The organism is Paenibacillus sp. NPDC057886 (genome assembly GCF_042796655.1).
Lineage (GTDB): Bacteria > Bacillota > Bacilli > Paenibacillales > Paenibacillaceae > Paenibacillus.
In genome coordinates, this window is record NZ_JBHVMZ010000007.1 from 21,305 (window position 1) to 35,175 (window position 13,871).

At 48.2% G+C, this 13,871-nt stretch carries 12 protein-coding genes and 1 other annotated feature; of the genes, 7 read left to right on the forward strand and 5 right to left on the reverse strand.

Annotated features, from left to right (window positions below):
* Window positions 1–40: 40 nt before the first annotated feature.
* From ACFVQB_RS23060 to ACFVQB_RS23070, 3 genes are read right to left on the reverse strand one after another with little or no spacing between them, the layout of a single operon-like run.
* Window positions 41–817, reverse strand: a complete 777-nt coding sequence (locus tag ACFVQB_RS23060; protein WP_379445474.1) for an ABC transporter permease — start codon at window positions 815–817, stop codon at window positions 41–43.
* Window positions 818–830: 13 nt separating this feature from the next.
* Complete coding sequence (locus ACFVQB_RS23065) at window positions 831–1,625, reverse strand: ABC transporter permease (RefSeq protein ID WP_053779604.1); 795 nt, start codon at window positions 1,623–1,625, stop codon at window positions 831–833.
* Window position 1,626: 1 nt separating this feature from the next.
* On the reverse strand, window positions 1,627–2,673 hold the full coding sequence (locus ACFVQB_RS23070; protein WP_063568167.1) for an ABC transporter ATP-binding protein: 1,047 nt from the start codon (window positions 2,671–2,673) through the stop codon (window positions 1,627–1,629).
* A gap of 204 nt (window positions 2,674–2,877) precedes the next feature.
* On the opposite strand from ACFVQB_RS23070, the gene ACFVQB_RS23075 reads away from it, so the two are divergent.
* Together ACFVQB_RS23075 and ACFVQB_RS23080 are read left to right on the forward strand one after the other, a co-directional pair.
* Complete coding sequence (locus tag ACFVQB_RS23075; RefSeq protein ID WP_379444561.1) at window positions 2,878–3,921, forward strand: LCP family protein; 1,044 nt, start codon at window positions 2,878–2,880, stop codon at window positions 3,919–3,921.
* An 81-nt stretch (window positions 3,922–4,002) separates the two neighbouring features.
* A complete protein-coding gene (locus ACFVQB_RS23080) occupies window positions 4,003–5,322 on the forward strand; it encodes a glutamate-1-semialdehyde 2,1-aminomutase (protein WP_379444565.1) in 1,320 nt (439 codons plus the stop codon).
* An 81-nt stretch (window positions 5,323–5,403) separates the two neighbouring features.
* Here the strand turns inward: ACFVQB_RS23080 and ACFVQB_RS23085 are convergent, their stop codons facing one another.
* Window positions 5,404–6,798, reverse strand: coding sequence for an aminotransferase-like domain-containing protein (locus tag ACFVQB_RS23085; protein ID WP_379444568.1), 1,395 nt, complete (start codon window positions 6,796–6,798; stop codon window positions 5,404–5,406).
* A gap of 178 nt (window positions 6,799–6,976) precedes the next feature.
* Between ACFVQB_RS23085 and ACFVQB_RS23090 the strand changes: the two genes are divergently transcribed.
* The 5 genes from ACFVQB_RS23090 (at window position 6,977) to ACFVQB_RS23110 (ending at window position 13,170) form a co-directional block, all read left to right on the forward strand.
* A complete protein-coding gene (locus tag ACFVQB_RS23090) occupies window positions 6,977–7,912 on the forward strand; it encodes a DMT family transporter (RefSeq protein ID WP_379444572.1) in 936 nt (311 codons plus the stop codon).
* Window positions 7,913–7,939: 27 nt separating this feature from the next.
* Window positions 7,940–8,243 (forward strand) — a binding site (T-box leader).
* A gap of 160 nt (window positions 8,244–8,403) precedes the next feature.
* Window positions 8,404–9,390, forward strand: a complete 987-nt coding sequence (gene trpS, locus ACFVQB_RS23095) for a tryptophan--tRNA ligase (RefSeq protein ID WP_379444577.1) — start codon at window positions 8,404–8,406, stop codon at window positions 9,388–9,390.
* Window positions 9,391–9,459: 69 nt separating this feature from the next.
* The gene (locus ACFVQB_RS23100; RefSeq protein ID WP_379444581.1) at window positions 9,460–10,566 is read left to right on the forward strand and encodes a GerAB/ArcD/ProY family transporter; all 1,107 of its coding nucleotides are present in this window, start codon (window positions 9,460–9,462) and stop codon (window positions 10,564–10,566) included.
* Window positions 10,547–12,016 (forward strand): spore germination protein, encoded by a 1,470-nt coding sequence (locus ACFVQB_RS23105; protein ID WP_379444585.1) that lies wholly within the window; start codon window positions 10,547–10,549, stop codon window positions 12,014–12,016. The genes ACFVQB_RS23100 and ACFVQB_RS23105 overlap by 20 nt, the downstream gene beginning before the upstream one ends.
* Complete coding sequence (locus ACFVQB_RS23110) at window positions 12,013–13,170, forward strand: Ger(x)C family spore germination protein (RefSeq protein WP_379444588.1); 1,158 nt, start codon at window positions 12,013–12,015, stop codon at window positions 13,168–13,170. The genes ACFVQB_RS23105 and ACFVQB_RS23110 overlap by 4 nt, the downstream gene beginning before the upstream one ends.
* An 81-nt stretch (window positions 13,171–13,251) precedes the next feature.
* Here ACFVQB_RS23110 and ACFVQB_RS23115 read toward each other — a convergent pair whose 3' ends face one another.
* The gene (locus ACFVQB_RS23115; RefSeq protein ID WP_379444591.1) at window positions 13,252–13,662 is read right to left on the reverse strand and encodes a sensory rhodopsin transducer; all 411 of its coding nucleotides are present in this window, start codon (window positions 13,660–13,662) and stop codon (window positions 13,252–13,254) included.
* Window positions 13,663–13,871: the final 209 nt, after the last annotated feature.

A 13,871-nucleotide genomic window follows, 5' to 3' on the forward strand; every position in this document is an offset into this window, starting at 1 on the left:
ACCTCCTTTATCTCGTCTAACCTTTCACAAAGGGCTTCTGTTAAGATCCTGCTCCGCGATACTTCTTCACGCCATAATTCCATAGCAGAAGGCCGATGGAGCCAAACACCAATCCCATCACAGGTGTCAGCATCGCCATACGATGCATTTCGGATCTTTCCAGGAACAGGGCTGCCGGGTAGATGCCCACGAAGGCAAACGGAATGACCCACGTTAACAGAACCTGAATCGCACGGTTATAGATGGTTACCGGATAACGTCCATATCCCTGAATGTTGTACATTAATGGCAGGATGCCTGTAGGTGCATCCGAATAAAAAGATAACGACGTCAGGGTGATATAGATTCCTGCATAGATTAACACTGAACTAAGAGCAAGAATAATGAGGGCCGGAATATGCCACCACTCCAGCACAAGCCCCATCTCCGCACCGCCGATGACCATAATGATCAGACCGATAAACGAACCAACGAGTGCAGGCGGGTCCACATTTTCGAGTAAAATCTGGAACAGGTTATGCGCAGGCCGTGTTAATATGCGATCCATCTCGCCTTTGACAATATACCGTTCACTGAACCCCCACAAATTGATAAAGCAACTGAAGATACCGTAAGGCACCATAAAATATCCATAAACAAAAAGAACTTCACTCTCACTCCATCCGCCCAGATTATCCGTATGTCTGAAAACCACAAAGATAAAAATAAGATTGGTTGCCTGGAATAACAAATCCGAAAGGATTTCGACCCAAAAGTCGGCGCGGTACGTGAGACGTGTTTTCATGTAATTTTTTAAATATTCCCAGATCAGACCCATATAGTACACTCTGTTATCCTCCTTGCACGAACAGACGCTTACGCGCCTGACGCCAGATCAGCATCATCGGAATGAGCAGTATGACAAACCAGAACACCTGAATGCCAAGTACGCTCCAGATGCCTGTGCCTTCCACTCTTCCGGTGAAAACCGAGCCGGGCAGATACGTAATGGCCTGAAAAGGCAATACCTTCATCACCGCGGACATCCAGCCCGGATAGAGGCTGATTGGAATAATCAGACCGGAGAACAGATCAACCACAACGCGTTTCATACGCATCATGCCTTCATTGTTTTCCACAAAAAATGCGGCCAGTCCTGTAATGACATTAATCTGGGAGTTAATGAGGAAACTGAAGAACAGCATGACAAGAAAGCCAATCCACGCGGACGGCGCCGTAGGCAGTTCAACCGGGAACAACAGAATGGCAATGAGCATTCCAGGAATCATGAGCAGCAGGAAACGGAAAATACCTTCGCCCAGACCCTGCATCATTTTGACCATGACATAGTTGATCGGCCTTATGAATTGAATGGCAATGGAGCCATCCCGAATGTCCGCGGCTATTTCCCGGTCCAGGTTGTTAAAATAAAACGCACGCGCCATCCACGATACCGCCACATATGTCGTCATCTGAGCTGCCGTAAAACCGCCTAGTTCACCACTACTGCCGTAAATGGCTTGCCACGTAAAGTAATACACGCCGATATTCAGCGTATATATCAAAATGCCGGAATAATAATTCACCCGGTATGCAAGCATCGTCAGGAACCGGATGCGCATAAAATCAAAAAATGCACTATTCATCTTAGGATACACCCACCGCTTCGTTCTTTGCGCCCACAATCTCGGGACGCTCGGCGGAACCAGATTGGTAAATACTGCGCACAATCTCATCCGTGTTAATCTCTATAATCTGAATATCGGTAATATCTGCCTGTCCAACGACCCGTCCCAGCACATCCGACACGTTGAGTTCAAGCGGAATCCAGACCGATGCGGACAATTCGTTCTCCACCGTCCAGCGAACAGGGAGCGCAGCAGTCCATTCCAGCATTTGTTCCATGGGGTGAGCCGTGCCAAACTTGAACCGGATTTCCCGTTCCTTGCCCCATTGGGACTTCAGATGATCCAACCCGCCATCATAGATGATATTGCCCGCATCGAGCATAATAACTCTTGAGCATAAAGCTTCGATGTCCTGCAGATCGTGGGTTGTCAGCAAAATGGTTGTTCCGTGTTCCTTATTCATGTCTTTCAGGAATTCACGAATTTCCGATTTCACAACAATATCCAGACCAATGGTTGGCTCATCCAGGAACACAATATCCGGATTATGCAGCAGCGCAGCGACCAGCTCACAACGCATACGCTGTCCAAGACTTAGCTTACGAACCGGACGATTCAGCAGATCCTGAAGCTGTAACCGCTCAACCAGTTCATCCAGACGTTTACGGAAATCGACCTCACCTACTCGATACACCTTGCGCAGCAGATGGAAGGACTCAATGACACCGATATCCCACCATAATTGGCTGCGTTGACCAAATACGACACCAATATTCTGCACAAATTTCTCACGTTCCTGATACGGAACATATCCACCAACCGATATTTGCCCTGAAGTAGGCACCAAAATGCCGGTCAACATCTTAATCGTTGTTGATTTACCGGCACCGTTCTCCCCAATATATCCGCATATTTCGCCTTGCGGAATTTGAAATGAAATATCATTTACAGCCAATACCTCCTGGTATTGACGTGCAAACAGATCCTGGAATGCGCCCTTAAGCCCTCCTCGACTTTTCTGGACGCTAAACGACTTGCGTAAATCTTTGACATCAATCGCCAGCATGATTATACCTCACTTGGATTTTGTTGAAATTGCTTGTAGCCCAAAAAGAAATTATAATAGTATCAGTCAAAATTCAGCAAGCTTTAAAAAATAGTCTGAGGCCGCGTCCTCTGTTGCATCTCACAGATATGTCGTGTACGGAAAGCCCGGGCTAGATCAAATTGGACTCATCTTCATTTATTTTGAATACAAAGGAGAGCTAGCATGACCAGAAAGACGAAGAGAACCATTTGGATTTCTCTTGCCGCCTTCGTGCTGATTGTTGGAGGCGCTGCGGCATTTTATTTCGGTTCTATTCTCAATCAGTTGAATGGCTTGCAAAAGGAAGGCGATGATTCGCCGTTTGCCGGTATCGAAAATGTTGAAAAAGTAAGTACACCGGATCCTCCGAAATGGGAAGGCACCGAAACGGTAAATATTCTCGTTATGGGTGTTGATGCCCGCGGGCTGGAGAAGGGGGAAGTTCCTCGTTCTGACAGCATGATGGTCGTTTCGCTTGACCCACTCACCAAAAAAATTAATCTATTCTCCATTCTTCGCGACACATACGTCAACATTGACGGGTATGGTAAGGAACGCATCAATACTGCGATTACCCATGGTCCCAACGTGGCAATGAAAGCTGCCGGAGATCTGCTGGGTATCCCTGTCCAGTATTATGTGTATACCGATTTCCAAGGATTCATCAAATTGGTGGATGCCGTTGGCGGTGTGGATTTTGACGTAGAGAAGGACATGCACTATACAAGTAAAGCGGACAAAAATGAATACGATATTGATCTAAAAAAAGGCTACCAGCATTTGGATGGCGATACGGCTCTCATGTATGTTCGCTTCCGTCATGATGCCATGTCGGATTATGCCCGCTCCGAGCGGCAGCGCGAATTCCTGAAAGCTGTAGCAGCGAAAATGCAGTCAACGACAACGATTGCCAAACTGCCTTCCATTCTGGAAGAAGTAAATCCTTATGTAGATACCAATCTGACCCTCTCCGACATGTGGAAGCTGGGCGGACTTGGATATCAGAGCAGCATGAACGGCAGCGAGCAAATCCCGCCAATGAAAATGCTCAAGGAAGAGCGGACACCGGGCGGAGCTGAGGTGCTGACCGTAACCAATGAAGAAAAGCTTAAGCAATATATTCAAGATATCATTCATCCTCCTGCTCAAGAGGAAGGCAGTACTACTGGAGCCGAAGACAAAACGGCAAGTGGTGACGAACAAGACTCCAAGCAACCCGCACAGTAATGAAGTGCAACACGCAGAGGGCAGCACATATGCTGCCCTCTCGCTGTGTTTTGTTTCTCTAATACGAAAGGAAGTTATCTTATGAATCCATCACGTTCCCGTTCAGAGCTTTTATACGAAGAAGCACTTCAACATATTGTAGGAGGTGTGAACAGTCCCTCCCGCTCATTCAAAGCGGTGGGTGGCGGTGCACCTGTATTTATGAAAAAGGCGCAAGGTGCACACTTCTGGGATGTAGACGACAACCGTTATATCGACTACCTCGCGGCGTACGGCCCGATTGTTACAGGACATGCTCACCCCCATATTACCCAGGCGATTACCGAGGCAGCAGCAAATGGTGTGCTGTACGGCACACCAACAGAACTTGAAATCAAGCTTGCCAAAATGCTGAAAGAAGCCATTCCTTCGATGGACAAGGTTCGTTTTGTAAACTCCGGTACAGAAGCGGTCATGACCACCATCCGGGTTGCCCGCGCCTACACCAAACGTAATAAAATCGTGAAATTTGCCGGATGTTATCACGGTCACTCCGACCTGGTCCTTGTGGCAGCAGGTTCGGGGCCTTCCACGCTGGGTATCCCGGATAGTGCAGGCATTCCAACGAGCATTGCGCATGAAGTCATCACGGTACCTTTCAACGATCTGGACAGCCTGAAAGCAGCTCTGGAGCGTTGGGGCGATGATGTCGCCGCAGTCATGGTTGAACCGATTGTCGGCAACTTCGGTATGGTTATGCCGGAACCTGGCTTCCTGGAAGGACTCTGTGCCATGACACGGGACAATGGCTCGCTTGTCATTTACGACGAGGTCATTACAGCCTTCCGTTTCCACTATGGCTCCACACAGACTTACGCGGGACTGGACAGTCATGCAGAGATCGAACCGGATTTGACCGCACTTGGCAAAATCATCGGTGGCGGTCTGCCAATCGGTGCTTACGGCGGTCGTAAACAGGTTATGGAGCAGGTTGCTCCACTCGGCCCGGCCTATCAAGCCGGAACGATGGCTGGTAACCCTGCGTCCATCTCTGCGGGTATCGCTTGTCTGGAAGTTCTGCAAGGCGAAGGTGTATATGCGGAGATGGAACGTCTTGCCATCGAACTGACTACAGGCCTTCAGGCTTCTGCGGATCGTCATGGCATTGCTTTAACTATTAACCGAATTCGTGGTGCCTTTTCCACCCACTTCTGTGACCACCCGGTTACGAACTACGATCAAGCCCAGGATACCGATGGGGAACAGTTCGCTTCCTTCTTCCGTCATATGCTGAATCGTGGCATTAATCTGGCTCCTTCCAAATATGAAGCCTGGTTCCTGACCACTGCACATACGGACAAGGATGTTCAAGAAACATTGGAAGCCGCAGAAGATTCCTTCAAAGCTATGGCTCAGGCGTAATCAGTCATCTAACAATTCACACGTCGCAGCATAGCATGTCATTGAAATTAATCACATGAAATAAAGGCGTCCCCCAAGCGATTAATCCGCTTGTGTGGACGCCTTTTGCAGTTTCGCTATTTCCTCCCGGATAATCCGCAGCCCTTCCTTAATCCGTTGCTTGGGTACATTGGATATGTTTAACCGCAGCATTTTATCCTGAAGTATCTCCTGTGCACCTTCCGGATAATATCGTTCTGTTGTATCGGCAATAACTCCCCGTTGATCCAACCGGGACAGCAAGACCCTCAGCGGCATATCCTTAGGCAGTGGCAGAACCGTATGCTCCCCGCCTGTACGCGGTGCATTCGCAAATGGAATGAAGTCCGGGAAGGCATAAAGCTGTTGATACAACTTGTTCATCCGGGCAGCATAGCGGCTACGGATGACTTTGCCATGGTGAGCAAACATCCCGTTACGAATGTAGACCTCAAGTGCAGCCTGGGACAGTACCGCAGTGTCAATGTCGAGCATTTTTTTGTATTTACTAAACGATGCAGTAAGACTTTCAGGCAGAATAGCCACACCAATCCGCAAGCCGGGAAACAGGATTTTGGAGTAACTTTTCAGATAAATGACTCGCCCTTCCGTATCATACGACCATAACGGGTCCTGCTTCGTATTCTCTTCCAGATCAGCCAAGAAATCATCCTCTACCAGATAGACATCGTAACGCTGTGCCAGGCGGATCAATCTTTTCTTCTCAGCTGCCTTCAGGGAAGTGCCAATTGGGTTGTGGAAACGCGGCATGACATAAAAAAATTTGATGTCTCCTTCGCGGAACTGTCGTTCGAGCGCGTCCCAATCCAGGCCATCCAGAGAGCGTCTGACACCAGCAATCGGTACATTCAGCCCTTGTAGAAGCGAAGGCATATTATGATAACCCGGCAGTTCGAGCATCACCTGCTTTTTCCCATTGGGAAAAGGCATTAGCGCCAGCACAGCTAGGGCCTGCTGTACGCCTGACGTAATAAAGAACTGCTCCTTCCGGGCAAACACCTGATAATCGGCGAATTGCTTCTGCAACAATTCAATCAAGGAAGGCAAACCTCTCTCGGTTCCGTACAAAAACAGGTCCGCCTGTTTCTTCTCCATCGCCTGGTCCACACAATGGCGAAAATCGGAATAAGGGAATACTCTCGGATCAGGAGCTGCGGAGGCAAAATCCAGCGGCCCCTGCCACTCCCCATCCTCCACTTCGGCCCCATTCTGAACCGCATAATACCCGGACTGAGGTACCGCGTAGACCAGATGCCGCTCTTCCAGCCACTCGTACGCGCGTATGGCTGTACTCACACTACATTGATATTGCTCAGCCAGAACACGCACAGCCGGCAGTTTGATTCCTTTGTCCTGCCACTGTCCACTGTTCTGCTGCCGCAATTGGTCCTGAATCCATTGCTTAAGTGATTCAGCGATAATTTCATATTTTCTCATTGGATTCTGCCTCTCCTCCTACTTCTGCATTACCTTAAGTGTACCGGTACAGTAAACGTTTTTGTCTATTGTACCACTATTGGTCTGGCAGTATATTGAATAAGACCAGACAGCCCACGCAGCAATATATGCGCCGTTGCAGTAGACAAGAAAAACCGTATTATTTGGAGGAAACCCTATGAACAATAGCCAAACTAGAACATACGCATATGTAGCAGCTGTTTTATATGCAGCCATTATTGGTTTATCCTTTTTATTTGTTAAAATGACGGTGAGTGTTGCACATCCAATTGATGTACTTGCACATCGTTTTGCTTTGTCATTACTCGTAGTCAGCATGCCTGTCATTTTCGGATGGATCAAGATCAAGCTAACCCTTCATGATCTGTGGCGTATCATTCCGCTAGGACTGCTCTCTCCTGTTTTGTTCTTTGCCTTTCAGGCATTCGGGCTTGTCTCGTCCAACTCATCGGAAGCAGGGATTATCCAGGCGATGGCCCCTGTATTCACACTAGTTCTAGCCTCTATCTTTCTAAAGGAACGTACATCCATTTTACAAAAACTGTTCCTGCTGTTGTCCGTGGCGGGTGTAATCTTTATTTTCTTGATGAAAGGAAGCGGGATGTCGGCAGGCAATTTTAAAGGTATTGCTTTACTGCTGCTCTCCACGGTGTGTTTTGCAGGTTATGGTGTATTGGCAAGACCCTTGGCGCAGAAATATAAACCGATGGAATTGACCTGGGTGACCCTGATGGTTGGATTTATAGTGTTCAACGCCGCTTCCCTGATTCGTCATGCGTCCAGCGGAACCATGATGGATTATGTGAAGCCACTCGGAGATGTATCTTACCTAGGAGCACTGGCCTATCTGGCCGTCCTCTCCACCATGTTCTCCACGCTGCTGGCGAGTTATGCCCTGACTCATCTGGAAGCTTCCAAAATGAGTGTATTCAGTAATTTGTCCACGCTCATTTCGATTGCTGGTGGAGCCTGGATATTGCATGAACCCGTTCATGGATACCACTTTGTTGGAGCTCTGCTGATCATCGCAGGTGTACTTGGCACCAATATGAGCGGAAGAAAACGCAGACTGGTCAATCCAGATAAAGCGTGATACAATGTGAAAAATTGTAAACGGACGTTATCAACAATGATGAAGAGAAGTACACAGGACAGGATACCTCAGAGAGCCGGCGGATGGTGTGAGCAGGTGTATCGGTCATGTGGAAATGGGCTTCGGAGTTCCGAGTTGAACCCGTTCTGCCACCTAACTCAGGAGCGCGGATCGTCAGTAGGCAAGGCGGCATGTTCAGCCGTTATCCATGGACAGGATATCGATAAGACATATGTGGGATTCCCGCATATATTTCATCCGTATCCCTCAAGTGGGCCGCAACCAGCGGCCAATTAAGGTGGCACCGCGAAGCATAAGCTTCGTCCTTCTATTCTGTTCCCGTCCGGGAAACAGGATGAAGGACGAGGTTTTTTTATTTATGGATGTACCCAAGACTGTTGCAGGCTGAAAGGAGGTGATGGTCGTGGAAGACGGCTGGTGGCGTCAGCAATTAAGGATCGTAAAATCACAAAATCAAAGGAGAATGAACTATGAACAAGGATATTATTTTAACCGGAGACCGGACGACCGGACAGCTTCATCTCGGCCATTACGTGGGCAGCCTGCGCAGTCGGGTGCAATTGCAGGATGAGTACAAAACGTATATTTTACTGGCTGATGTACAGGCGCTCACGACCCACTATGATCAACCGGGGCTGATTGCAGACAGCGTGCATCAAGTGACACTCGATTATCTTGCCGTAGGTATCGATCCCAATAAAGCCACGCTGTTCATCCAGTCGATGATTCCGGAAATTGCCGAGATGACTGTCATATTCTCCATGTTTATCACGGTGAACAGTCTTCGGCATAATCCCACGATTAAAAACGAAGCGCGTGACCGTGGCTATAAGGATCTCTATTATGGATTTCTCGGTTATCCCGTCAGTCAAGCTGCGGATATTGCGTTCTGTAAAGCAACCCTTGTTCCGGCAGGCGAAGACCAGATCCCACATATCGAAACAGCGCGGAAACTGGTACGGCGGTTCAATGAATTATATGCGCCAGTTCTGCCTGAACCACGTATTCTCACCGGGGAACGGCTGGGCGGACTCGATGGCGTTGGCAAAATGAGCAAAAGTATGGGCAATGCCATCTCGTTGAATGCTCGTCCTGATGATGTGCATGCCAAGCTGTCTCGAGCGAAAACCGATCCTGCCCGCATTCATCGTTCTGACCCGGGACACCCGGATATTTGTCCTGTATTTGCCTATCACCAGCTGTTTCGAAAGGATGGAGCCGCTGAGATTCATGCGAACTGTAGTAATGGCACCATCGGTTGCAAGGATTGCAAGAAGATTGCAGGCACTGCAATTAACGAACTGCTCTCTCCTTTCCGTGAACGGCGAAATTACTATGAACAACGTGGGCATGAAGTGAAGGAAATCCTCGTGGAAGGTACACGTCAGGCCCGTCAGGCTGCACGTGAGACGATGCTTGAGGTTCGTGAAGCGATGGGGATACGTTATTTCGACTGACGGTATGAGAAGGCTTGATCACGTTAACACTGCTGAGAACAGTCTATTGGGAAAAGAGGTCCCCTCAGCATGAAACCAACACAGCCTTCTTTTTTGCAAGCCATGATGTTAATAATGTTATCTGTCGGCCTGATCAGCCACGTCCTGATCATCCCTGCCCTTTTGTCTTCTGCCAAAAGAGATGCATGGATATCCGTTCTGTTGTCTGCCGGGCCTTATCTTATATTCACTTTAATGCTTGCCTATGTCTCTCGTTCTCTCCAGCACCAGACCCTGCATGAATGGCTGACTTCCCGTCTTGGCAAGCCTCTTGGCCTGCTGTTTCGAGTGGGAAACAGCCTCTTTTTTCTGTCCGTGATCTACTTCACTCTGCATGATACCACCACTTGGGCCAAAACCAATTATCTGACGGAGACACCCGTATTGGTTACAAGCATTGCCCTGATGTCTCTCTGTGCGTATGCGGCCTATAAAGGAATACGCTCTCTGGCATTTACAGCAGGATTGATCCTGCCCCTGGTTGTGCTGCTTGGCTTCTATGTCGCTATTGTTAATACACAATACAAGGATTATAGTCGTCTGCTGCCTGTGCTTGAACATGGCTGGAATCCCGTGCTTCATGGTACGGTCTACAGCCTTGCAGGCATGTTTGAGCTGCTGTTCATCTGGTACATACAGCCCCATCTCTCCAAGCGCATACGTGTATGGCAGTACCTGATGCTCGCGTTCATTATTCTGGGGCTGACACTTGGCCCACTTATTGGGGCAATCGTGGAATTCGACCCTTTTGAAGCTGCCAAAATGCGATATCCCGCCTTTGAAGAATGGCGAATTGCCTCCTTGGGCAAATATATTGCCCAGACTGATTTCTTTTCTATTTATCAATGGCTCGCCGGTTCGTTTACCCGAATTAGTCTGGCCATGTATATTGTGGTAGAAATTTGGAATATTAAGAGCGCCTCCAGAAGGATCCTATGTTGTGCCACTCTTGGCGTCTTATTTATTCTTTCCATGCTGTATCCTCTGGATGATATGACATTCGAAAAGCTGCTTGTCCAATACATATTCCCGTTCAATCTCATGTATCTGAGCGGACTAGCGGTGGTTGCAACAGCCGTTGCATACATCAGTTCACGCCATCAGAGGAGGAAACATCATGGAGCACCAAACGATTGACACCACGTCCCATGAAACACTGCTTGCCTCTTTCGAAAAGCAGTTCAATCCCTGCGCAGATGTTGTTATTCAGACCTTTCCAGCCAAAGATGAAACCGATATGTCGGTGATTATGATCTATTGCGACGGTTTGGTCGACGGCAAACAAATCAACCAGTTTATTATCCCACGGCTGGAACAGCATTCCCTGTTCATAGAAGAAGCACACCCCAAAGAATTGGGATTAACATTGAATCCGGTGAAAGATCTCACAGATATAGAGAATCTAAACCTGTTGATTTTTAGCGGACAATTACTGCTCATTTTCGGAAATGGTGATCAGTCCTGCAGTCTGGATATCGCGAATATACCAGGAAGAAACCCTGAGGAATCGGCAATCGAGTCATCGATTAAAGGCCCTCGGGATGGGTTTACTGAGGAGCTGTCCGTGAATATCGGCCTCGTTCGCAAACGAATGAAAACCTCTTCCATGTGTTATGAAAAATATGTTAAAGGCGGTCGTACCCAGACCTCTATTGGTCTGTTGTATGTCAAAGACATCATTAACCCGGATATTCTGAAAGAAGCACGCCAAAATCTCGACCAAATTGAAATCGATGGCATTCTCGGTACCTCCATTATGGAACGTGCGATTATGGGTGGAATTCGCAGCATTTTCCCGCTCACGGACAATACGGAGCGACCCGATTATGTCGTGAACTCTCTTTTAAATGGGCGATTTGTTGTTCTAATTGAAGGTTCACCGGTAGCCATCATCGCTCCAACCACGCTATTCAATCAATTGAAATCGCCGGAAGACGAGAGTACCCCTTTTTTCATTGTTACTTTTGAGCGAATTTTGCGCATTTCCGGATTACTGATCGCCTGCTTCTTTCCTGCCTTCTATATCGGCCTAACCAGTTTCAATGTGGAGCAGATTCCCTTGCCTCTGCTCGCAACCATTTCAGGTACCCGGATGGGTCTACCTATGCCAGTAACGCTGGAAGCATTTTTAATGATATTTATGTTCGAGCTATTTAATGAAGCTGGCCGTCGACTCCCACGCGCCTTGGGACAGACCGTCAGCGTGGTAGGTGGGCTTATTATCGGAGATGCAGCGATTCGAGCAGGAATTACTTCCCCCACAATCATTGTCACTGTGGCTATCTCGGTTATCTCTAGCTATATTTTGGTAAATACCGTACTCAGTGGGGCTACTGCTCAAGTCCGGATTGGGATGCTTATCATTTCTTCCATCCTTGGATTATTCGGTTTCATGCTTGGATTATTTGGTCTGCTGGTGCACCTCGTATCCTTGGAGTGTTATGGCGTCTCGTATCTGTCACCCGTCTCTCCTTATATTCCCGGCGACTTCACCCAAGCCGTATCCATGCCCCCTTCCATGAAACGGACCAAGCGCCCAGCCGTACTCCGTACACAGGACCCCTCTCGCCGGAGGAAACGCTCGTGACAAGATGGATGGCTAAGGTTAGCTTGTTTATAAGCTGCTTCATCCTGCTGACCGGGTGCTGGGATTCCAAAGAGGTGCAGAGCATTAACTTTATCACGGCTGTAGGGATAGACTATGTGGACAACCAATACATTGCTTACGCTCAACTCATTGATTTCTCCAGTATTGCCAAGCAGGAAGGACCAACTTCAAGGGAAGCAAGTGATATCTGGATCGGACGGGGTGAGGGTTCTACGCTGAGTATGGCTATTGATGACCTATATCAAACTTCTCAGCAACAAACGCTGTGGACCCATGTAAAAGCGATTGTCTTATCCAAAAATATATTGAATGGACGGCTAGAGGATGTCTTCAATACACTGTTGCATTCAGGCCAACTGAGATATACCCCCTGGCTCTACGGTACAGATCATAACATTACCGATGTACTCTCTCCCTCTGCCCTGCTGAACCAATCTGCCCAGACCATCGAGTTGTTTGAACCGATGAAGCTGTATAAGCAACATTCCGGTTATGAACCGATCCGGCTTCACCAGCTCCTTGACGGATTTCGGGAGCCTGCTTCAGTTATTCTCTTGCCTTCTATTACCAATCAGAATCAGACCTGGTTTAACGGGGATAAAGCCCCCCCGCTTATTAGAATGGATGGGTTTTATGTCATTTCAAACGGTAAAAGTCAAGGCAGGGTGACGGGCAAGGACGCTGATGGTACACGATTCGTAAATTATGAGCACGTCTATCAATATCCGTTGTACGTATACAGGAACGAGAGTAAAACACCTAACCTGACGCTTAGGCTTAATAACCCAAAAACCACGATTAAGGCGAAGAAAGAAGGAAATGGTGTTACCTTTGACCTGGTTACTTCGGTTAAAAGTGCCATCATCGAGGATCATGAATCTCACCGTTCTCCCCATGTCATGGAAAAGGAGGCGGAGAAACAGATTGAGTCCGAAATCCGCAATACGTTTGAGAAAACCAAATCACGCAAGATTGATTCCTACGGTTTTGTGGAACATCTCTATCGTCATGACCTCCCCCTATGGAGACAGGAGGTATATAAACGGGCTAATCCACTTGAGCGGTTTAAACTCGGAAAGGTGGAGGTTCATGTGAAAATCCTCAATGCCAGTACGTATAAATACGATGAGTAGCGCAAAAAGACGATCAGCAGCCTGCAGTTCATGCAAGGTTACGGGTCGTCTTTGCTTTTCATGATTCAGCTGTTATCCGTGTTATCCCAATGGAAACGCCATAACACTCATGAGTGCCAGTTCAGGCTGAGTTGCATCCAGACGACTGTATTGAACGATAACAGGAACATTGCTGGAAACGGTAATGGCGTAGGGTACTCCCGGTGGGATAAGTTGTTCACCCAATTTCAACGACGCTGTCCGGATATGTTTTGTTCTCCGCGCAGGTACCTCAGCCACGATGTCTTCAAGCGGTTCCCTATCTTCGAAGTAGATCGTTATTTGCAGCTGTGCATCAACTATGCCTGTATTTAATACACAGATACTCTCATGACTCTCCAGTGAGCCCGAGCTGTCCGGTGGAATGTAACCATCGGGAATCACCCAGTAAGTGTGACCTGTCGCAGTGGAAGATATTTTATGTGCTGAAGTGTTCAGCTGATTCTGTGCCATTTAATAAGTCCTCCTTTGCTAATGCAATAATTAGTTAAACACGCGGGAGGCTCGCGGTGCGGGCGCTTCGGCGGGCGGATCGGGCTGGGGGCCGCTGTTGGCTCGGGATTTCTTCCTCATTCCCCCTCAGCAGGGGAAATCCCGCTCCAAAGGCGGGCGCTTCGCTCCCTCTGCTCCGATTCCGCCCTCCTTCGCTGCAACGCTCGCCC